The organism is Ascidiaceihabitans sp. (assembly GCF_039986515.1).
In the GTDB taxonomy this organism is placed as follows: Bacteria; Pseudomonadota; Alphaproteobacteria; order Rhodobacterales; family Rhodobacteraceae; genus Ascidiaceihabitans.
The window spans coordinates 214,971-233,578 of the sequence record NZ_JBDWQO010000009.1 but is presented as its reverse complement, the minus strand read 5'-3'; the positions used below and the strand labels follow the sequence as shown (position 1 = coordinate 233,578).

20 protein-coding genes and 1 pseudogene are annotated in these 18,608 nt (G+C 56.3%); 18 read left to right on the top strand and 3 right to left on the bottom strand.

What is annotated here, in order from left to right; translation table 11 throughout:
• Positions 1-14: 14 nt before the first annotated feature.
• Positions 15-347, bottom strand: a pseudogene (locus ABJL60_RS10240) (IS3 family transposase); the annotation flags it as partial.
• 371 nt (positions 348-718) lie between these two features.
• Here ABJL60_RS10240 and ABJL60_RS10235 point away from each other — a divergent pair.
• The 9 genes from ABJL60_RS10235 to ABJL60_RS10195 all read left to right on the top strand — a co-directional run bounded on the left by ABJL60_RS10235 (position 719) and on the right by ABJL60_RS10195 (position 10,312).
• Positions 719-1,558 (top strand): ArsR family transcriptional regulator, encoded by an 840-nt coding sequence (locus tag ABJL60_RS10235; protein ID WP_348288720.1) that lies wholly within the window; start codon positions 719-721, stop codon positions 1,556-1,558.
• A 4-nt stretch (positions 1,559-1,562) separates the two neighbouring features.
• Complete coding sequence (locus ABJL60_RS10230) at positions 1,563-2,561, top strand: ArsJ-associated glyceraldehyde-3-phosphate dehydrogenase (RefSeq protein ID WP_348288722.1); 999 nt, start codon at positions 1,563-1,565, stop codon at positions 2,559-2,561.
• Entirely contained in the window at positions 2,558-3,823 is a 1,266-nt protein-coding gene (gene arsJ / locus ABJL60_RS10225; RefSeq protein ID WP_348376227.1) for an organoarsenical effux MFS transporter ArsJ, read from the top strand. The genes ABJL60_RS10230 and arsJ overlap by 4 nt, the downstream gene beginning before the upstream one ends.
• Before the next feature lie 360 nt (positions 3,824-4,183).
• The gene (gene phnC / locus ABJL60_RS10220; RefSeq protein WP_348288726.1) at positions 4,184-4,999 is read left to right on the top strand and encodes a phosphonate ABC transporter ATP-binding protein; all 816 of its coding nucleotides are present in this window, start codon (positions 4,184-4,186) and stop codon (positions 4,997-4,999) included.
• Positions 5,000-5,048: 49 nt separating this feature from the next.
• Positions 5,049-5,960: a phosphonate ABC transporter substrate-binding protein gene (phnD, locus tag ABJL60_RS10215; RefSeq protein WP_348288728.1), complete on the top strand. Its 912-nt coding sequence runs from the start codon at positions 5,049-5,051 to the stop codon at positions 5,958-5,960.
• Between the two features lie 69 nt (positions 5,961-6,029).
• Positions 6,030-6,911 (top strand): phosphonate ABC transporter, permease protein PhnE, encoded by an 882-nt coding sequence (gene phnE / locus ABJL60_RS10210; protein ID WP_348376226.1) that lies wholly within the window; start codon positions 6,030-6,032, stop codon positions 6,909-6,911.
• Positions 6,908-8,224: a phosphonate ABC transporter, permease protein PhnE gene (phnE, locus tag ABJL60_RS10205; RefSeq protein ID WP_348376225.1), complete on the top strand. Its 1,317-nt coding sequence runs from the start codon at positions 6,908-6,910 to the stop codon at positions 8,222-8,224. The genes phnE (ABJL60_RS10210) and phnE (ABJL60_RS10205) overlap by 4 nt, the downstream gene beginning before the upstream one ends.
• A gap of 140 nt (positions 8,225-8,364) precedes the next feature.
• The gene (locus tag ABJL60_RS10200) at positions 8,365-8,982 is read left to right on the top strand and encodes a DapH/DapD/GlmU-related protein (RefSeq protein WP_348376224.1); all 618 of its coding nucleotides are present in this window, start codon (positions 8,365-8,367) and stop codon (positions 8,980-8,982) included.
• 103 nt (positions 8,983-9,085) lie between these two features.
• The gene (locus ABJL60_RS10195) at positions 9,086-10,312 is read left to right on the top strand and encodes a glycerophosphodiester phosphodiesterase family protein (RefSeq protein WP_348288736.1); all 1,227 of its coding nucleotides are present in this window, start codon (positions 9,086-9,088) and stop codon (positions 10,310-10,312) included.
• A gap of 49 nt (positions 10,313-10,361) precedes the next feature.
• Here ABJL60_RS10195 and phnF read toward each other — a convergent pair whose 3' ends face one another.
• The gene (phnF, locus tag ABJL60_RS10190; RefSeq protein ID WP_348376223.1) at positions 10,362-11,099 is read right to left on the bottom strand and encodes a phosphonate metabolism transcriptional regulator PhnF; all 738 of its coding nucleotides are present in this window, start codon (positions 11,097-11,099) and stop codon (positions 10,362-10,364) included.
• An 81-nt stretch (positions 11,100-11,180) separates the two neighbouring features.
• Here phnF and phnG point away from each other — a divergent pair, with 81 nt between their 5' ends.
• The 8 genes from phnG (at position 11,181) to ABJL60_RS10150 (ending at position 17,636) form a co-directional block, all read left to right on the top strand.
• A complete protein-coding gene (gene phnG / locus ABJL60_RS10185; RefSeq protein WP_348376222.1) occupies positions 11,181-11,636 on the top strand; it encodes a phosphonate C-P lyase system protein PhnG in 456 nt (151 codons plus the stop codon).
• A complete protein-coding gene (gene phnH, locus ABJL60_RS10180) occupies positions 11,636-12,226 on the top strand; it encodes a phosphonate C-P lyase system protein PhnH (protein WP_348376221.1) in 591 nt (196 codons plus the stop codon). The genes phnG and phnH overlap by 1 nt, the downstream gene beginning before the upstream one ends.
• Positions 12,226-13,314, top strand: a complete 1,089-nt coding sequence (locus ABJL60_RS10175; protein ID WP_348288744.1) for a carbon-phosphorus lyase complex subunit PhnI — start codon at positions 12,226-12,228, stop codon at positions 13,312-13,314. Before phnH ends, ABJL60_RS10175 begins: the two co-directional genes overlap by 1 nt.
• Complete coding sequence (locus ABJL60_RS10170) at positions 13,311-14,174, top strand: alpha-D-ribose 1-methylphosphonate 5-phosphate C-P-lyase PhnJ (protein WP_348288746.1); 864 nt, start codon at positions 13,311-13,313, stop codon at positions 14,172-14,174. Before ABJL60_RS10175 ends, ABJL60_RS10170 begins: the two co-directional genes overlap by 4 nt.
• Positions 14,171-14,941 carry a phosphonate C-P lyase system protein PhnK gene (phnK, locus tag ABJL60_RS10165; protein ID WP_348288748.1) on the top strand — a complete coding sequence of 257 codons (771 nt, stop codon included), beginning with the start codon at positions 14,171-14,173 and terminating at the stop codon, positions 14,939-14,941. Before ABJL60_RS10170 ends, phnK begins: the two co-directional genes overlap by 4 nt.
• Before the next feature lie 2 nt (positions 14,942-14,943).
• On the top strand, positions 14,944-15,702 hold the full coding sequence (gene phnL / locus ABJL60_RS10160; protein ID WP_348376220.1) for a phosphonate C-P lyase system protein PhnL: 759 nt from the start codon (positions 14,944-14,946) through the stop codon (positions 15,700-15,702).
• A complete protein-coding gene (phnN, locus tag ABJL60_RS10155) occupies positions 15,699-16,244 on the top strand; it encodes a phosphonate metabolism protein/1,5-bisphosphokinase (PRPP-forming) PhnN (protein ID WP_348376219.1) in 546 nt (181 codons plus the stop codon). The genes phnL and phnN overlap by 4 nt, the downstream gene beginning before the upstream one ends.
• A gap of 198 nt (positions 16,245-16,442) precedes the next feature.
• Positions 16,443-17,636 (top strand): alpha-D-ribose 1-methylphosphonate 5-triphosphate diphosphatase, encoded by a 1,194-nt coding sequence (locus ABJL60_RS10150; RefSeq protein ID WP_348376218.1) that lies wholly within the window; start codon positions 16,443-16,445, stop codon positions 17,634-17,636.
• A gap of 166 nt (positions 17,637-17,802) precedes the next feature.
• Here ABJL60_RS10150 and ABJL60_RS10145 read toward each other — a convergent pair whose 3' ends face one another.
• Positions 17,803-18,156: an Rrf2 family transcriptional regulator gene (locus ABJL60_RS10145; protein WP_348288755.1), complete on the bottom strand. Its 354-nt coding sequence runs from the start codon at positions 18,154-18,156 to the stop codon at positions 17,803-17,805.
• A gap of 165 nt (positions 18,157-18,321) precedes the next feature.
• Here ABJL60_RS10145 and ABJL60_RS10140 point away from each other — a divergent pair, with 165 nt between their 5' ends.
• Positions 18,322-18,606 carry a DUF6525 family protein gene (locus ABJL60_RS10140; protein ID WP_348376217.1) on the top strand — a complete coding sequence of 95 codons (285 nt, stop codon included), beginning with the start codon at positions 18,322-18,324 and terminating at the stop codon, positions 18,604-18,606.
• Positions 18,607-18,608: the final 2 nt, after the last annotated feature.

The following is an 18,608-nucleotide window of genomic DNA, read 5'->3' as shown; positions in this document are numbered from 1 at the left end:
GGCGACAGGGCTTTTCCAGCCCATTTCTGGTTTGACTGATCTGCTGAGAAGTTACGATCCAGAAGGTTCGGGGCGATGTTGAACATGTGATTACTGTCCGTTGTCGCCTTGTGTTTGCGGGTTCGAACGACAGATATCCCGTTCTGGCGCATCAATCTGCCTACACGGTGATGCCCCACATTCAGGCCAATCTCTTTCAGCATCACATCCGTGTCTCGGTGTGCTGTGATCCATTTGTTCAGCGTCGACATGCCAACACCCAGATCATCAGCCACCTGCGTGCGCATCAGCCCGCTGGTCAGTGCGATCCGCACTGCATCAGCGCGAAACTCGTCCGTCCGTTTCAGTCCCCTCTCGGGATCATGCTTCGCATAACCCTGCCGGGCGGGGCATAGTTCATCTGCTTTGTTGCGGTAAATGTTATCAAAGGGGCGGCATCAAACCGCAACAGGTCCATTATTTGCGCCGCCCGAGCGACCACGTTTGTAGTTGTTTGTCGTTGAAGCCTGCGAAAGTTGCGCTGCATCCCGGATCAATATGGGTCTGCCACCAGCCCCTTCCTTTCCCAGATGCCGCTGGTACGCGGGCCCATGGCACGCAAGTCTTTGGTGATGCTTGTACCCAAGGCTGTTCACAAAAGTAATTTCAGAACAACGCTGGTTGCAATGTTACAAAAACTTCACTTTGTATCGGCCTATAATTCAATTATTCATGAATTATGGATACATTGATCCCCGACCGACTTTCAACGCTTGGCCATCCGCAACGGCTTGCCGTGTTCCGGCTGCTTATGCGTCGCTACCCTAATCGGGTTCCCGCGACGGAACTTGCGCTTGCTCTGGATCTAAAGCCCAATACGCTTTCCGGTTATGTGTCCTCGTTGTTGCATGCTGGTCTGATCTCGCAAGAGCGGGTCGGGACATCGCTGCGCTATGCGGTGGATATGGACGCGACGCAGGCGACGATTGGGTTCCTTCTTCATGACTGTTGTCGGGGGCGCCCCGAAATTTGTTTGCCTTTCGCCAATGATGCCGCGCACAAGTTTCCTGAAATGGCGGATCAAAAGTTCAATGTCTTGTTCATCTGTACCGGTAATTCCGCCCGGTCGATCTTTGCGGAGGCCATCTTGCGTGATCTCTCGCCGGATCGCTTTAACGTCTATTCCGCAGGCACCCAGCCGAACTCTGATCTCAACCGGTTCGCCTTGGAGGTGTTAACGCAAAACGGCCATGACGTGTCGGTTTTGCGGGCCAAGACCATCGGAGAGTTTCAGACCAACGATGCTTTGGCCCTTGATTTTGTGTTCACCGTTTGTGACCAGGCCGCCAATGAAGAATGCCCCGCATGGCGGGATCAGACCATCAGCGCCCACTGGGGGCTGCCTGATCCGGTCAAGGTGCAGGGCACAGACGCAGAAAAAAGCCTCGCGTTCCGTCAGACCTACGGTGCGTTGCGCAATCGGATGACCGGATTTACCGCGCTGCCGATTGCGTCGCTTGACCGTATTTCCCTTCAAAAGGCCGTGGATGACATCGGCCAAATTAAAGACAAAGGATAACCCCATGACAGTCTATGCTCTGAACGGCCTTGGCCGGATTGGCAAGCTCGCGCTCAAACCCTTGTTGGCGCGTGGGGCCGAAATCGCTTGGATAAACGACGCTGTGGGTGATCCTCAGATGCACGCGCATCTGCTGGAATTTGATACTGTGCATGGTCGTTGGGATGCAGAGTTTACCTATGACAGCGAAAGCGTCACGATTGACGGAACTCGTCTGCCCTTTGTCGGCACGCATGACATTGATGATTTGCCGTTGGACGGTGTCGATGTGGTTATCGACTGCACTGGCGTATTCAAAACCGAAGCCAAGCTGGCCCCGTTTTTTGAGGCAGGTGTAAAAAAGGTAGTTGTTTCCGCGCCTGTCAAAGATGGCGATGCAGCCAATATCGTCTTTGGCGTCAATCATGATATTTACGATGCGGCGCACCATAATATTGTGACAGCGGCCAGTTGCACAACCAATTGCCTTGCCCCTGTTGTGAAGGTGATCCATGAGAATCTGCAGATCAAACACGGGTCGATCACGACCATTCACGACGTGACGAACACGCAGACTATCGTAGACCGTCCCGCCAAGGATTTGCGCCGTGCGCGATCTGCGCTCAACTCCCTGATCCCGACGACAACTGGCAGTGCGACGGCAATCACGCTGATCTATCCCGAGCTGAAGGGGCGCTTGAACGGTCACGCGGTGCGGGTGCCGCTGCTGAATGCCTCGTTGACCGATTGCGTCTTTGAGGTGGAACGCGCAACGACAGCGCAAGAGGTAAACGCCCTGTTCAAAGCAGCATCAGCGGGCGCATTGAGTGGTATTCTTGGATACGAAGAACGCCCGTTGGTGTCGACGGATTATACCAACGACGAACGATCCAGCATTGTGGATGCGCTATCGACTATGGTCATCAATGGCACACAAGTCAAAATCTATGCGTGGTATGACAACGAAATGGGCTACGCGCATCGTTTGGTGGATGTGGCGTTTATGGTCGGAGACAGTTTGTGACCACAGCCCGCCCCGAAGGACTGTCTGCGTATGTCGCCGTCACGGCCGCTTACTGGGCGTTCATGCTGACCGACGGGGCCTTGCGGATGCTGGTGCTTTTGCATTTTCACACGCTGGGGTTTTCGCCTGTGCAGCTGGCCTATCTGTTTGTGCTTTACGAAATCGCGGGCATGGCAACGAACCTGTGCGCAGGCTGGCTTGCGGCGCGGTTCGGGTTGACGTCCACCCTTTATGCGGGCCTTGGGTTGCAGGTTGCAGCCCTTTTGGCGCTGGCGCAACTTGATCCAAGCTGGGCGATGGGCGTGTCCGTGGTGTTTGTGATGCTGGTTCAAGGGGCCAGCGGGGTGGCGAAAGATCTCGCCAAGATGTCATCCAAATCTGCGGTCAAATTGCTGGCGCCTGCGGGAGATGCGGGATTGTTCCGTTGGGTCGCCCTTCTGACGGGGTCCAAAAACATGGTCAAAGGGGTGGGGTTTTTACTGGGTGCGGCCCTGCTTGCTGCGGTGGGATTTGTCGGTGCGGTACTGGGAATGGCGGCGGTATTGGCGGTGATCCTGATCGCGGTGTTGATGTTCATGCCAGCGGGTCTTCCCAAAGGCCGCAAGGACGCGAAGTTCACCGAAGTCTTGTCCAAATCGCCCAATGTCAATTGGCTAAGTGCTGCCCGCGTGGTCCTGTTCGGGGCGCGGGATGTGTGGTTTGTCGTCGGGATTCCGATCTATTTCTACGCGGTCTTGTCGGATGGAACACCACAAGGCAATCGCACTGCGTTCTTTCTGATCGGAACGTTTATGGCCGTTTGGATCATATTATATGGGCTCGTGCAGGCGAACGCCCCACGCATCCTACACGCCAAATCGCGCCCCACCTCTGAGCTGATCGCAGCGGCACGCGGTTGGGCTTTGGCGCTTGCGGTGGTGCCTGCGATTTTGGTCGTTGCCGCTTTGGTTGCGAACGGTCCCCAAAATTGGCTAACACTTTGCGTGGTCGCGGGCCTGTTGGTGTTCGGGGCATTGTTTGCGGTGAACTCAGCGCTTCATTCCTTTCTGATCCTGTCATTCACCAAGGCAGAACGCGTCACACTGGATGTGGGGTTCTATTATATGGCAAACGCTGCGGGGCGTTTGATCGGGACGCTCGCATCGGGGTTAAGCTATCAGGTGGGGGGGCTGCCCCTGGTGCTTGGGATCGCTTCGGGTATGGTTGCACTGTCCGTCGTTGCAGTAAGTTTTCTGACACCCCAAGAGGGGCACACGGCATGACGCATCTTGATACAAAAGCGGCGCGTCCGAATTCCTGGTAAGGCAGCACATCAAGGTTGATCGCGACGGTATTTGCATGCCGAACAGGGTCGCTTGAACCTGCTGTATCTGTGCCATGACGGGAAAGACCATAACGCCCGTCAAGAAAGGGAAAATACAGGCGTGTCATGAACACACGGGAACTGCAGATGCGTGAATGTAGCCAGTGTGTGACGGGCTTATCCGATGAAACCGTGAACCTTGCTGCGGCCCGCTGACTGTCACGTAAGCTTCAAGAAACCATCATCAATCTGATTCAAAACTGTCACCTGAGTGTTGAATTGCAGGCCTATCCATCTCTCAAATTCATCGGGGGATGGCATGCTGAGCATCAACGGACTGACAAAAAGATTTGGCGACAAAATCGCCGTGGATACTGCGAATATCCAAATCAATGAACCCGCGATGATTGGCATTATCGGACGATCGGGTGCCGGCAAGTCGACCCTTTTGCGGATGCTCAACCGGTTGAGCGATGCGTCAGATGGTGAAATATTGTTTGAAGACGAAGATGTGACGGCGATGCGTGGTGCCGCGCGGCGTCAGTGGCAATCACGTTGCGCGATGATTTTTCAACAATTCAATCTGGTGCCGCGGATGGATGTTGTGTCGAATGTGTTGCACGGCACGCTGAATCGTCGCTCGACACTGGCGACGATGTTCAACCTATATCCCCGGTCCGATATCCACAAAGCCATCGATATTCTGGATCGGCTTGGCATCGCTGAACAGGCGCCCAAACGTGCCGAAGCCCTGTCAGGCGGGCAACAACAGCGTGTCGCGATTGCGCGGGCACTGATGCAGGACCCCGCGATCATTCTGGCCGATGAACCCATCGCATCGCTTGATCCGATGAATGCGCAGGTCGTCATGCAATCCTTGCGCGACATACACGAAGAAGATGGCCGCATGGTCATCGCCAACTTGCACACATTGGATACCGCGCGCCGTTACTGTGACCGCGTGATCGGGATGCGCGATGGGCGTATCGTGTTTGATGGCACGCCAGCACAACTGACCACAGGCGTCGCGCGCGACATCTATGGGGCAGGATCGGATTTTTCCGAAGCCGCCACATCAACCGAAATCGAAACGCTGGACAGAACCGACGCGCCCAAAATCGAGGCCGTCGCCTGAGCCAGATAACCTGCGCCAACACGCGCTTAATTCCTCCATGGAGAGACTGATGAAAACTGTTATAGCCGCCGCTTTGGCCACAACCGCCTTAGCTGCCCCTGCCTTCGCCCAAGACGCAAAAATCACCGAATTCCGCATCGGAATCCTGGGCGGTGAAAACGCACAGGACCGCATGAACAACTATGTCTGCATGCAGAATTACACCACCGAAGCCCTTGGCGTTGAAACAAAGCTGTTCGCGCCTGCCGACTACAACGGCGTTATTCAAGGTCTGCTGGGTGGCACAATCGACATGGCATGGCTTGGTGCGTCCTCTTATGCTGCAACATACCTGCAAGACCCCGAAGCTGTTGAACCCGTTTTGATCAAGCAGAACCTCGACGGTTCCATCGGGTATCATTCGATCGGGTTCGCGCGTGTGGACAGCGGCATCGAAGCTTTGAAAGATGTTGAGGGCAAGGTTTTTGGTTTTGGTGATCCCAACTCCACATCTGGCTACCTGATCCCGTCTATCGAAATCCCAAAGACGACTGGCGCCACGATGGAATCCGGCGACTATTTTGGTGAAGTTAAATTCACTGGCGGCCATGAGCAGACGATCATTGCCGTGGCAAACGGTGACATCGACGCCGGCGTCACCTGGGCCGACGCTCAGGGCGAATGGGAAGACGGTTACAACTCGGGTGCGTTGCGTCGTGCGGTTGATGCGGGACTTGTCGATATGAACGATCTTCAGCAGATCTGGGTGTCCAACGTCATCCCCGAAGGTCCGGTTGTTCTGCGTGCGGATCTGCCAGCGGACGTCAAGGCGACGATGACCGAGCTGGTCGACACACTTTATGAGCGTGACGCCGAATGTGCCTACGGGGTTGCTGCGGGTGACACGCTTGGTTTTGTGCCAGTGACCCATAAAACCTACGAAAGCATTGTTGCGGCCCGTCAGTCTGTGATCGGCAACTAAGATATTTTTATGACGACCCCGGTCGCCTTTGTGTTGAAGGCGGCCGGTATAATTATGCGAGGCAGCATTATGACAGCAACAGACACGGCAGGCCGGGCAGCGACACCTGGCCTTGGTCATATTCGTGAAAGCTACCTTGCACAGGTCGGGCGACGCAGGCTTTATAGTGGCTTGGCGTTGTTGCTGTTTGTGGTCTTGATGGTGTCCGGTTTTAACATTGCAGATGATCGCAATGCAGGCGGGTTCTGGGAGGGGTTGCACCAAATTGGCGATTACCCAAGTGAGGTGCTTGCCGAGGCTTGGGACAAACGCCGCGATCTGCCAAGCCTGATTGCCAAATTTTTTCCAGCCCTCGTTGAGACAATCAATATTGCGGCTGTGTCTACAATCATCGGCGCTGTGGGCGGGTTGATCCTGTCGCTTTTGGGAACCCGTGGCCTTGCCAAATGGCCACGGTTGATCCCGCTGTTTCGCCGTTTTTCCGATACGCTGCGTGCGATCCCCGAAATCGTTATCGCGCTGGTGCTGATCTTTATTTTGGGGGGCGGCCCTGTGCCTGCGATGATCGCAATTGCGCTGCACACCGCTGGTGCGCTGGCCAAGATGTTTTCCGAAGTGGCTGAAAATGCGGATCTCAAACCCGTGGAAGGTTTGGCTTCAACAGGGGCCACTTGGACCCAACGGATGCTTCTTGGTGTCTTGCCGCAGGTTGCGCCAAACTATGTCAGCTACACCTTGCTGCGGTTCGAAATTAATATCCGCGCCTCTGCCATTCTGGGTTTTGTCGGTGCAGGCGGCCTTGGCTATGAGCTGCGCAATGCGATGGCTTGGGGGCCGGGTCGGTTCGATGAGGCTGCAGCGATCTTTGTGCTGCTGTTCGGTACGATCGTTTTCTTTGACCAGATTTCAAGCCGCTACCGCAACCGTTTGACCGAAGGACAAGCCCAATGACATCGTTGGATATTCAAGCCTCGAAGACCCACGCTGAAGGTCTGTTTCGCCGAAAGCGTTTGTTTGCTTTTGGTGTGCCTGCGGTGATCTTGGTCTATTTTGCCTATATCTTCTTTGCGTTTGATGTGCCGGGCTTGATCCAGCGCGCCAACATGGAAAACGCGCGCACGCTGACCTCTGACATCTGGTCCCATAAGGTACACGTCACCCGCGATAATCGGAATGGTGAAGTCTCTTATGCGGTTGAAGGCGAACGCAAGGGAGAATACCCCGAAGGCGAGCGCCCTGCCTGGGTCAGCGGCACAGACGTTATCACGGTTGATTTGGGCGGCGACACGATTGTCCGCTTTCTGCCCGACAACCGCACCGAGATCGACGTCCCAGGCTTCGGGTCTGTCGAGGCGCAGGTCGAAGGCCGTACAGTCACCACCAATTTGCCGTCGCAGCTGCCCGATTGGATCAACGCATCCGACCGTCGTGTTGCCATAACAACACCCGAGGGCCGGATCACCCTCACGGGGTCAAAGACCGAAGTGTTCAACTATTTCGCAGGATGGGAATTGTTCTGGTTCACATTCGACAGCCCTTATCATGGTATAGGATTTGGACAGATCGTGTTTGGCGCACAGATCGATCCCGAACGACGCAACATCATCGGTGCGGTGTCGGACTTTTGGTACAATAAAATGTGGCGCCACAAGGATATCGCTTGGGCGCTGGGCGAAACGATCCTTATGGCGTTCCTTGGGACCATGGGGGCTGCAATGATCGCGCTGCCACTGGCGTTCTTGGCCGCTAAAAGGTTTACGCCTGTCATGTTGCTGCGTACCGCTACCCGCCGCTTGTTTGACTTTGTTCGCGGCGTGGACGCGCTGATCTGGACAGTGGTTCTGGCCCGTGCGTTCGGACCAGGACCAATGACTGGTGCCTTGGCGATTTTGATCACCGATACAGGCACCTTCGGCAAAACCTTCTCTGAGGCGCTTGAAAATGTTGACGACAAACAGATTGAAGGGGTGACATCGACAGGGGCCAAACCGCTCCAACGGTACCGGTTCGGGGTTATTCCGCAAGTCGTTCCGGTTTTACTGGCGCAAGTTCTCTATTTTCTCGAATCCAACACCCGCTCTGCCACAATCATAGGCGCGATCACCGGTGGCGGGATTGGCCTGATGCTGACGCAGGCGATCCAAACACAAAAAGACTGGGAGGAAGTCGCCTACTACATCATTTTGATTATTTTGATGGTCATGGTGATGGACTGGTTGTCGGGTTGGCTGCGCGGTAAATTGATCGGGCCCAAAGACGGATGACGCCTTACCTTATAGGTATGAACAGGGGCATCGGGGCTGCATGCGTTGCGGTTGGTATCCTTGATGTTTCCACAGGACTGAAGCTGGCTAGGACAGGCAAGGTCTTCCGCTTTTCTGAAGAAGAAAGAGAACTCTGATACATGTCCCGACTAAGCGCGACTGTTCCATTCATCCATGCCGATTGCGACATCACCGACAGCACCTTTGGTGCCTACGTCGAAATCGGGCGTGGCAGCAGGCTGAACAATGCGGCGTTCGGGGATTATGCCTACTGCGACCGTTACGCCGATATCGCCAACGCGCGGATTGGCAAATTTGCCAACATCGCCGCGTTCAGCCGGATCGGTGCGACGGACCATCCCTTGGATACGGCTGCCTGCCACCATTTCCTGTATCGCTCGGCGGACTATTGGGATGACACGACGCGGGATGCGACGTTTTTTGAACATCGCCGGTCCCGTATCGCCCAAATCGGACACGACACATGGATCGGGGCAGGTGCGATGATCAAGCCCGAGGTGACTTTGGGGGATGGCGCGGTCGTGGCGGCGGGGGCGGTGGTCACAAAAGACGTCGATCCCTACACAATCGTTGCTGGCACGCCTGCCAAGCCGCTGCGTTTGCGCCAACCTCGCAACATCGCGGATCGTCTCATCGCGCTGGCCTGGTGGGATTGGACCCATGATGCATTGCGTGCGGCATTGGACGACTTTCGGGCAATGAAGGCCGAGGCGTTCTTGGAAAAATACAAAGGTTAGCCTTTTCGCCCCCTCAATTTGATAAAACTTTGATCTTTCTGTGATGTGCCGTTCATATGGCCCGAATACCCCAAGCCGACATGAGCACCAAAAGGGGAATTTCATGCTTCGAATCATCGCATTGCCAACCGTCGTACTGGGCGCAACACTTGCCGTGGCACCTGCCATGGCACAAACGCTTGACCGCGTTGAATATGGCCCGCGTCCGTTCTATCTGATTGACCGGATGGAAGACGGTCCTCTGAAAGATCAATTGCAGTCTTGCCAAAACCAAGAGGCATCCACCTCGCTGTTTTCTATTGGTCACCGCGGTGCGCCGATGCAATTTCCAGAGCACACGGTTGAATCCAACCGCGCGGCGGCTCTGATGGGGGCGGGCATTCTGGAATGTGATGTGACGTTCACCGCCGACCTTGAACTGGTATGTCGTCACGCGCAGAATGATTTGCACACAACGACCAATATCCTTGCCACGCCTTTGGCCTCAACCTGCGTGGCGCCGTTCACGCCAGCGAATAGTGATGCAGGTGCCAAGGCCGAATGCCGCACATCCGAAATCACGTTGGACGAATACCGCAGCCTGACACCCAAGATGGACGCCGCTGACAGCACCGCCACAACAGTCGAAGCCTACCTTGATGGTACAGCGAATTTCCGCACCGATCTCTATTCGGTTGAACCTGCAATGTTAATGACACACGCAGACTCCATTGAATTGTTCCGAGACCTTGGTGCGCGGTTCACGCCAGAATTGAAATCGCCCGTCGTCGAGATGCCGTTCAACGGGTTTACCCAAGAAGATTACGCGCAAAAGCTGGTCGATGAATATGTGGCCGCTGGTGTTCCTGCGTCAGATGTCTGGTTGCAGTCGTTCAACCTTGAAGATGTGCTGTATTGGATCAAGGCCGCGCCAGAATTCGGTGCGCAGGCTGTTTACCTGATGGATGAATACGACATTGATGGCTATTCGCCAATGGATGCGGCCACTTGGCCCAACACCATGCAAGAGCTGAAGGCGATGGGCGTGAACTACATTGCACCACCCACGTGGATGCTGGTGACGCTTGAGAATGGTGAAATCGTGCCATCAGAATTGGCCATTCAAGCCAAGGCCGCAGACATCAACATCATCACCTGGACCATCGAACGCTCTGGCCCGCTGGTGAATGGCGGGGGGTGGTATTACCAGTCCATCGCAGATGCGGTAAACAGCGATGGCGTGATGTATGAGTTGATTGATGTTCTGGCGCAGGACGTTGGCGTCAAAGGCATCTTTTCGGATTGGCCTGCCACTGTGACGTATTACGCAAACTGCATGGGTCTCGAATAATTCGCCTGTCGTGACGATGATGGCCTCGCCTGTTTCGGGCGGGGCCTTTTTAGTTCTCCAAGGTCAATGTGACCCGATCACCGACAAACCATGTGCGACCATATTCGATGGGATTGTCGGCCAAATCAACATTCACACTAGAGGATCGCAGCAACGGGTCCCCCTCGGCGATCAGTAAATGCAGGGCCTGCGTCGCGGTGGCCCGCACTGCCGTCAGCCGTGTAGACGCACGGGTGTAATCGGGCACGCCGACGGCAGCCAAAGCTTTTGTGACGCTACTTTGTCCGCAAAAGGCTGCTGATATGCCGGGGGTGCGCACCTGTGGAAAAACGCTTTCGAACACGGCGATCGGCTGGCCATCCGCCAAAGACAGCCCGTGGTAGGAACAGACCGGTTCGCCGATTTGGATGGCAAGTGCTTGTGCTTCGCCGGCTGTGGCAGCCCGGTCTTCGACCAGCAGAACGCGTTTTTCAGGCAATCGCCCTGCCGCAACCAAATTGTCGTGGAATCTGACCTTGCGTCCGATGGGATAATCAGTGGGCGTCGAGGCCACAAAGGCCCCCGCACCGCGACGTGTGCGGATCAAGCCTTCGTCCACCAACGCAGAAATACCATGGCGCACAGTGTGTCGATTGACGCCAAACCGCTCGGCCAAGGCCGCTTCGGTCGGAAGCCTGTCACCTGCCGCATAGCGGCCTTCGGCCAGATCGATACGCAAGGATTGCGCGATTGCCTGCCAGATCGGTGTCTTGGGGCCGGGTCCGTGTTTTGGGGCTGTGTCACGCAAAATTCACAAATCTCCGCTGGGGGAATCGATCAGATATGTTAATATATGTCTAGTTGTATAGAATCTGAAGAAGTTGTCGAGATGAAAGACATGAACGAAGATTATGCCGCACGCCAGAATTGGCTTGGCATTATGGCCAAAGGGCCTAAAGGGCGCGTTGCCAACCTGTTGGACGCGACCATGATGCGGCCTGTGTTCACATGGCTGCGTGCACCTGAGGTGGGCAGCACCATGGTACAGGCCCGCGCCGGTGCAACAGGTGCATCGTTCAATTTGGGCGAAGTCTCAGTGACGCGCTGTGCGCTGACGCTTGCCACGGGTGAGGTCGGCCATGCCTACATTCAGGGGCGCAGTAAGGCTGATGCAGAGGCGGTGGCTGTCGTGGATGCCTTGATGCAGACGGCGGCGGCACCGATGTTGCAGACCGCAGTGTTGGACGTGCTTGACGCAGAGCAAACAGCCAAACGCGAAGCCCGCGCGGCCAAAGCCGCCGCCACAAAGGTTGATTTCTTTACAATGGTACGAGGAGAAGATTGATGCAGGCCCAAATCCCAAGCCAGCCCCTGAGCGGCGGCTTCGCCGACCCCGCCATCGCCTCTGCAGCCGCATTCCGTCAGGTTATGGAGGCAATGGCCCGACCCGGCACGATCCACATGGTAACGGGGGCCGCCCCGCCAGCCCCGCTTTCCCCTGCGACAGGGGCAGTTTTGCTGACGTTGTGTGACCCTGACACCCCTGTCCATCTGGCCGGGGAACTGGACTGCGAAGCGGTGCGTGCTTGGATCGCTTTTCACACAGGCGCGCCCGTTTCCGGTCCGTCCCGTTGCATGTTCGCGGTGGGTGGCTGGTCAGACCTTATGCCGCTGGGGGCTTATCAAATCGGTACGCCGCAATACCCGGACCGCTCTGCGACGCTGATCGTTCAGGTCGGGCGGCTAGAGCCGGACGGCGCCGTCTTGTCTGGTCCCGGCATCAAAGACAAACACGCTTTGTCGCTTCCCGACATAGAGGCGTTTCAGCACAATGCCGGACATTTTCCCCTTGGTCTCGATTTCATCTTTACGTGCTGCGACCAAGTAGCGGCCCTGCCGCGCAGCACGGTCGTCACGCAAAAGGGAGACATCTGATGTATGTCGCTGTCAAAGGGGGTGAGCGTGCGATTGAGAACGCACATGCGTGGCTTGCCGAAGAACGCCGTGGCGATACGTCCTTGGCCGAACTGAGCGTCGCACAAATCCGCGAACAGCTGGCATTGGCCGTCAATCGCGTCATGGCCGAAGGGTCGCTTTATGATCCTGATCTTGCTGCCCTTGCGATCAAGCAGGCGCGCGGTGATCTGATTGAAGCGATCTTTCTTATTCGCGCATATCGCACCACGCTGCCCCGATTTGGTGCGTCCTTGCCAGTGGACACGGGCAAGATGGCCTGTGATCGGCGCATCTCGGCGACATTCAAAGACCTGCCTGGTGGGCAGGTTTTAGGGCCGACGTTTGATTACACCCACCGCTTGCTGGATTTCAAACTTGCAGCCGAAGCAGAAGTGCCTGAGGCCGCGACACGAGAGGCCGCAGTCGGAGATGTTCCTCATGTGACCGAATTTCTGAACCACGAAGGTCTGATCGAAGAGGCGGTTCATGATGACACGACACCGCCGGACCTGACCCGCGAACCGCTTGAAATGCCTGCGGAACGCAGCTTGCGCTTGCAGGCGCTGACCCGTGCGGACGAAGGGTTCACGTTAGGCATGGCCTATTCCACCCAGCGTGGTTACGCGCGAAATCATGCCTTTGTGGGTGAGCTGCGCATTGGTGCTGTGCCCGTTGAAATGGACATCCCCGAGCTTGGGTTCAGCATCGAGATTGGCGAGGTCACGCTGACCGAATGTGAAACCGTCAACCAGTTCACAGGCTCAAAATCCGAGCCGCCACAGTTCACGCGTGGCTACGGGCTGGTTTTTGGCCAAACCGAGCGCAAAGCGATTTCAATGGCGCTGGTCGATCGGGCGCTGCGTTGGAAAGAGCTTGGCGAAGAAGACGAAGGCGCCCCTGCGCAAGACGCTGAATTTGTGCTGTATCACGCGGACAACATTCAGGCGACAGGGTTCCTTGAGCATATCAAATTGCCCCATTACGTCGATTTTCAAGCCGAATTGGAACTTGTGCGCAAACTGCGTGAAGAGGCGGGTGTGGATCAGGTTGCGGAGGCAGCACAATGAACGACTACAACTTTGCATATCTCGACGAACAAACCAAACGCATGATCCGCCGCGCGATCCTGAAAGGGCTGGCGATCCCCGGGTATCAGGTGCCTTTTGCCAGCCGTGAAATGCCGATGCCGTATGGCTGGGGCACAGGCGGGGTGCAGGTGTCGGCGGCGGTGATGACACCACAGGACCGGTTCAAGGTGATCGACCAAGGGGCGGACGACACAACCAATGCCGTGTCGATCCGCACATTCTTTGAACGCACTGCAGGGGTCGCAACGACCACCACCACGTCAGAGGCCACGGTCATCCAGACCCGCCACCGCATCCCCGAAGAGCCGCTCAGCGAGGGCCAGATCCTTGTCTACCAAGTGCCTATTCCCGAGCCTTTGCGATTTCTGGAACCGCGTGAAAGCGAAACACGCAAAATGCACAGCCTTGAGGAATACGGGCTGATGCATGTGAAGCTGTATGAAGACATCAGCCGCCACGGCCATATCGCAACGTCCTATGACTATCCGGTCAAGGTGGAAGGGCGCTATGTAATGGACCCGTCCCCGATCCCGAAATTTGACAACCCCAAGCTGGGCGATATGGCGGCGATCCAGCTGTTTGGGGCAGGCCGGGAACAGCGCATTTATGCGTTACCCCCTTACACTCGGGTCGTGTCGCTTGATTTTGAGGACCACCCGTTCGAAGCCTCTAAACCGGATCACCCCTGTGCCATGTGCGGCGCAGAAAACAGCTATCTCGACGAAGTGATCACAGACGACGCAGGCGGACGGATGTTTGTCTGTTCAGACACCGATTTCTGCGCAGGACGGCAGGCCGCTGGCTACACCGGCAAAATGAATGGAAAGGACGCGGCATGACACCTTTGCTTTCGGTCCAAGGGATCACAAAGTTCTACGGCCACCATATTGGCTGCAAAGATGTGGGGTTTGATCTTTACCCCGGCGAGGTCATGGGGATTGTCGGGGAAAGCGGGTCCGGCAAGTCCACTTTGCTCAACTGTATGGCCGGACACCTGACGCCCGACGCGGGCGCGGTCGTTTTTGATACGAGAGCGGATGGCCCGAAGGACACCGTCACAATGTCCGAACCCGAACGCCGCATGCTGTCACGGACCGATTGGGCCTTTGTACATCAGCATGCCCGTGACGGGTTGCGTATGGGCGTCAGTGCGGGCGGCAATGTGGGTGAACGCCTGATGGCCGTGGGCGACCGTCACTATGGCGACATTCGCGCATCGGCGACCGATTGGCTTGGCCGCGTGGAAATTGATGCCGCCCGTGTCGATGATCGTCCCACGACATTTTCCGGCGGGATGCAACAGCGCCTTCAGATTGCCCGCAATCTGGTGACGGGGCCAAGGCTGGTGTTCATGGATGAACCCACGGGCGGGCTGGATGTTTCCGTTCAGGCGCGGTTGCTTGATCTGTTGCGCGGGTTGGTACGCGATATGGGGCTATCGGCGATCATCGTGACGCATGATCTCGCCGTTGTACGGCTTTTGGCGGATCGCCTGATGGTCATGAAAGACGGTCATGTGGTCGAAGCCGGCCTGACCGATCAAGTGCTGGACGATCCCCAGCACGCCTATAGCCAACTTCTTGTCAGTTCTGTTTTGCAGGTGTGAAAATGATAGACCTTAGAAATGTATCCAAGACTTTTACGCTGCACAATCAAGGCAGTGCAGTAATTGAGGTCATTAACAATGTGTCATTTTCCGTGGGGCTCGGTGAATGCGTGGCACTGACCGGCGCATCTGGTGCTGGCAAATCGACACTGATGCGGATGATCTACGGCAACTACCTCACGCAGGCCGGTCAAATCCTGATCGACGGAACCGACGTGGTGCAGGCCGAACCACGCGACGTCATCGCCTTACGCCGCGAGACCCTTGGCTATGTCAGCCAATTCCTGCGGGTTGTCCCGCGCGTGCCAACGCTGGATGTGGTGGCCGAACCCCTGCGCACCGTCGGTGCCAAAGCTGAGACAGCACAGGCCCGTGCCGAAGAATTATTGACCAAACTCAACATTCCGCAGCGGCTTTGGTCTTTGTCACCCACCACCTTTTCGGGCGGCGAACAGCAACGTGTGAACATCGCCCGCGGGTTCGCGCACACCTATCCCGCGATGTTGCTGGACGAACCAACAGCCAGCCTTGATGCAGCCAACCGAGACGTCGTGCTGTCGCTGATCGAAGAGGCCAAAGCCCGAGGCGCAGCAATCATCGGCATCTTTCACGACGAAGCGGCCCGGTCCCGCGTCTGCGACCGTGAAATCGACGTCGGTCAATTTACACCGGGCCTGTCCTCAAGCAGCGCAGCGTTAGGACAACCAAAAGTGTCCTCAAGCAGCACAGCGGCAGGACAATCAAAAGAGACTGCGGCATGAAACAGGGTCGCTTTATTGCCGTTGTCGGCCCGTCCGGTGTGGGCAAGGATAGCGTGATGGCAGGGCTGGCCGCAGTTGATCCAGCGTTACATCTGGTGCGCCGCACGATCACGCGCGCACCGGAATTGGGTGGTGAAGATTACGACTCCGTCAGTGTTGCAAAGTTCAATGAGATGGCAAAAGCGGGGCATTTTGCCATTCACTGGGGTGCGCATGAATTGCAGTATGCCATACCCGCGCACGTCCGGATGGTTCTGGCCGAAGGCCGAGACTGCCTTGCTAATTTTTCACGCTCTGCGTTGCTTGCAGGTGATGCGGGTTTTGCGCGTTTCTGTGTCCTCAACATTACGGCGCAGTCCAAGACGCTTGCGGCGCGTCTGGTCGCACGTGGCCGTGAAAACGAGGCCCAAATCGAAAGACGGTTGGCACAAGCAACCAAACCGCTGCCCGACGGGTTGAACGTAAAGACGGTAAGCAATGACGGTCCACTTGATGCAACAATCGCGCAAGCCTTGTCGTTACTTCAGCCTGTGAGGGTGTAGCGTTGGACAAGTCCACATCGCCCGTCGGGGTCAACGCCAGTCATCCGCCCGATGCTGTCAGCGTCAACCCACCGCGTTGTTTAGGCGCACAGCGACCATTTTGGGCAACCGCCCAACGCCCAGCCCAGTCAAATCACCCTAAAGTTGACCAATGCGCCATCAATCGGCGCGTCATAAATCGCGAAGCGAGTGTAAGTCATGAATTATCCTCTTAGACCTGAAGCTGTGGACCACTCAGATGACAGGTTTGCTTTAGGCGACCTTTGTCTTGCCAATGCGCGTCTTGTCATGCCTGATCAGGTTCTGACAGGATCCATCACGATTGAGAAAGGCGTGATCACCGACATTGCCGAGGGCGATGAAAGACCAAGCGGCTGCGTGGATTGCGCTGGCGACTTCGTGATGCCGGGCCTTGTTGAACTGCACACCGACAACCTTGAGCGCCATATGGAGCCACGCCCCGAAGTGGACTGGCCATACTTGCCTGCGTTGATTGCCCATGATGCAGAATTGGCATCTGTCGGGATCACCACCGTGTTTGACGCCTTGCGCGCAGGATCCATCCATTCTGGCAAAGGGCGCTATATTGATTATGCCCGCGCAGTTGCAGATGAACTTTTGGCGGCCCGCGCCAAGGGCGTGTTCAAGATCAGCCATTTTTTGCACCTGCGCGCAGAGATTTGTTCTGAAACCCTGCTTGAAGAGTTGGCCCGTTTCACGCCAGATGACCGTGTCGGTATCGTCAGCTTGATGGATCACACCCCCGGTCAACGTCAATTCCGCGACTTGACCGCCCTGCGCACCTATATCGCAAAGAAACGTGGCATGGATGACAATGACTTTGCGGAACATGTCGCGAACCTGAAAAGGTTGCAGTCCAAGTTCGGCGACAAACACGAAAAGGGGGCCGTGTTAGAGGCCAACCGACTGGGCGCGGTTCTGGCCAGCCATGACGACACAACCCGCGATCATGTTATAGCATCCCAAGAAAACGGTGTTGGGTTCGCAGAATTCCCAACCACACGCGAGGCCGCGCAAGCGTGCCGGGATCGCGGTATTGCGGTCATGATGGGCGCACCCAATGTCATCCGCGGCGGGTCCCATTCTGGTAACGTCGCCGCAATGGAATTGGCCGAGGCCGATTTGCTGGATATTCTGTCGTCTGATTATGTGCCCGGTGGGTTGTTGCTGTCGGCCTTCCGCATCGCGGACGTTTGGGGCGATCTCTCGCGCGCGATTGCGACAGTCACCCGCACACCTGCCCTTGCGGCAGGGTTGCCGGATCGTGGCAGTCTACAAACGGGACTGCGCGGCGATGTTTTAAGGGTTAGCAACACGCAAGGCACCCCGGTTCTGGGTGGCGTTTGGGCGAAGGGGGGGCGCATCGCCTGACACCGGTTCTGCGACCTAAGGGGCGGCCATACAGGGGGGGCTGGGCCTTGGCCGACATTTTGCAATTTCATTCTGCTCAGTCTTGGAACGCGACCTTGGGTTTCGCGTGGCGCTGGTCCTGAACATCCACACGTGGGTTGCCGGCTGTGTGCGCCGCTAAATTGATCTAGCGGGTGTTGGCGATATCCAAAATGGATGTCTGGCTCAGTTGGAAAACCAGTTGTTTCTCGACGTCTTGCAGCACATCGGCAACCTTATTTTGCAAGGTATCTTCAAGGGAACAGTTACTTGAGTTTGGAGCGACCTTTGACGCAACCAGACTTTCCCCGAGGGCCAGATAGACGTCCGCCAAACTGATATCTTCGGGTTTGCGGGCCAGACGCCATCCACCAGCATGCCCTTTTTCCGACGATAAAAGCCCGGCATCCTTCAAGGTGCCCAGCACGCGACGCACGACAACAGCATTGGTTCCGGAATGCGCCGCGATACTTGCGGATGTGCGCATTTTTGTAGGTGTCATGGCCATATGACCAAGCGTGTGAAGGGCAAGAGATAGCCGGCTATTACGTTTCAAAACCTGTCTTTCGTAATTTCATATGTCACGTAACATCTCTTGTTGCGCATGTCTCGTAACTGCTCTAGGTGCGTAATAGTATAACATGTATTGCAAAAAAGGTGCAGACAGATGCGAAACGGGCATATGCAAAACCTTGGGAAAACATGCCTTCCCGTCCGACGTCGAAACGCAAACCCCATGCGTACCTACGATGCGCTACCGGTGCCTTTGCGCCGCTGGTTATCGCAAGCCGTTTTGCCCTGGTCCCCGAAATCTGCTGCACGCCTTTGGGCGCAGGCCCGCAAAAAAGGGCTGAGCGTAGAATTAACCCTTCAGTCGTTGCAAAACGCCGAGCGAAGAACACTCGCCAGCGAAACACACGCGACCCCACAACTTACCAAAACTTCAACCTGAGG

Coding starts and splice junctions, on each gene's coding strand:
- phnL (WP_348376220.1), top strand. CDS start 14,944: ATGATAGACCTTAGAAATGTATCCAAGACTTTTACGCTGCACAATCAA.
- phnN (WP_348376219.1), top strand. CDS start 15,699: ATGAAACAGGGTCGCTTTATTGCCGTTGTCGGCCCGTCCGGTGTGGGC.
- phnH (WP_348376221.1), top strand. CDS start 11,636: ATGCAGGCCCAAATCCCAAGCCAGCCCCTGAGCGGCGGCTTCGCCGAC.
- phnK (WP_348288748.1), top strand. CDS start 14,171: ATGACACCTTTGCTTTCGGTCCAAGGGATCACAAAGTTCTACGGCCAC.
- ABJL60_RS10150 (WP_348376218.1), top strand. CDS start 16,443: ATGAATTATCCTCTTAGACCTGAAGCTGTGGACCACTCAGATGACAGG.
- ABJL60_RS10200 (WP_348376224.1), top strand. CDS start 8,365: ATGTCCCGACTAAGCGCGACTGTTCCATTCATCCATGCCGATTGCGAC.
- ABJL60_RS10230 (WP_348288722.1), top strand. CDS start 1,563: ATGACAGTCTATGCTCTGAACGGCCTTGGCCGGATTGGCAAGCTCGCG.
- ABJL60_RS10170 (WP_348288746.1), top strand. CDS start 13,311: ATGAACGACTACAACTTTGCATATCTCGACGAACAAACCAAACGCATG.
- ABJL60_RS10175 (WP_348288744.1), top strand. CDS start 12,226: ATGTATGTCGCTGTCAAAGGGGGTGAGCGTGCGATTGAGAACGCACAT.
- phnE (WP_348376225.1), top strand. CDS start 6,908: ATGACATCGTTGGATATTCAAGCCTCGAAGACCCACGCTGAAGGTCTG.
- ABJL60_RS10235 (WP_348288720.1), top strand. CDS start 719: ATGGATACATTGATCCCCGACCGACTTTCAACGCTTGGCCATCCGCAA.
- phnG (WP_348376222.1), top strand. CDS start 11,181: ATGAAAGACATGAACGAAGATTATGCCGCACGCCAGAATTGGCTTGGC.
- phnE (WP_348376226.1), top strand. CDS start 6,030: ATGACAGCAACAGACACGGCAGGCCGGGCAGCGACACCTGGCCTTGGT.
- ABJL60_RS10195 (WP_348288736.1), top strand. CDS start 9,086: ATGCTTCGAATCATCGCATTGCCAACCGTCGTACTGGGCGCAACACTT.
- phnC (WP_348288726.1), top strand. CDS start 4,184: ATGCTGAGCATCAACGGACTGACAAAAAGATTTGGCGACAAAATCGCC.
- ABJL60_RS10145 (WP_348288755.1), bottom strand. CDS start 18,156: ATGACACCTACAAAAATGCGCACATCCGCAAGTATCGCGGCGCATTCC.
- phnD (WP_348288728.1), top strand. CDS start 5,049: ATGAAAACTGTTATAGCCGCCGCTTTGGCCACAACCGCCTTAGCTGCC.
- ABJL60_RS10140 (WP_348376217.1), top strand. CDS start 18,322: ATGCGAAACGGGCATATGCAAAACCTTGGGAAAACATGCCTTCCCGTC.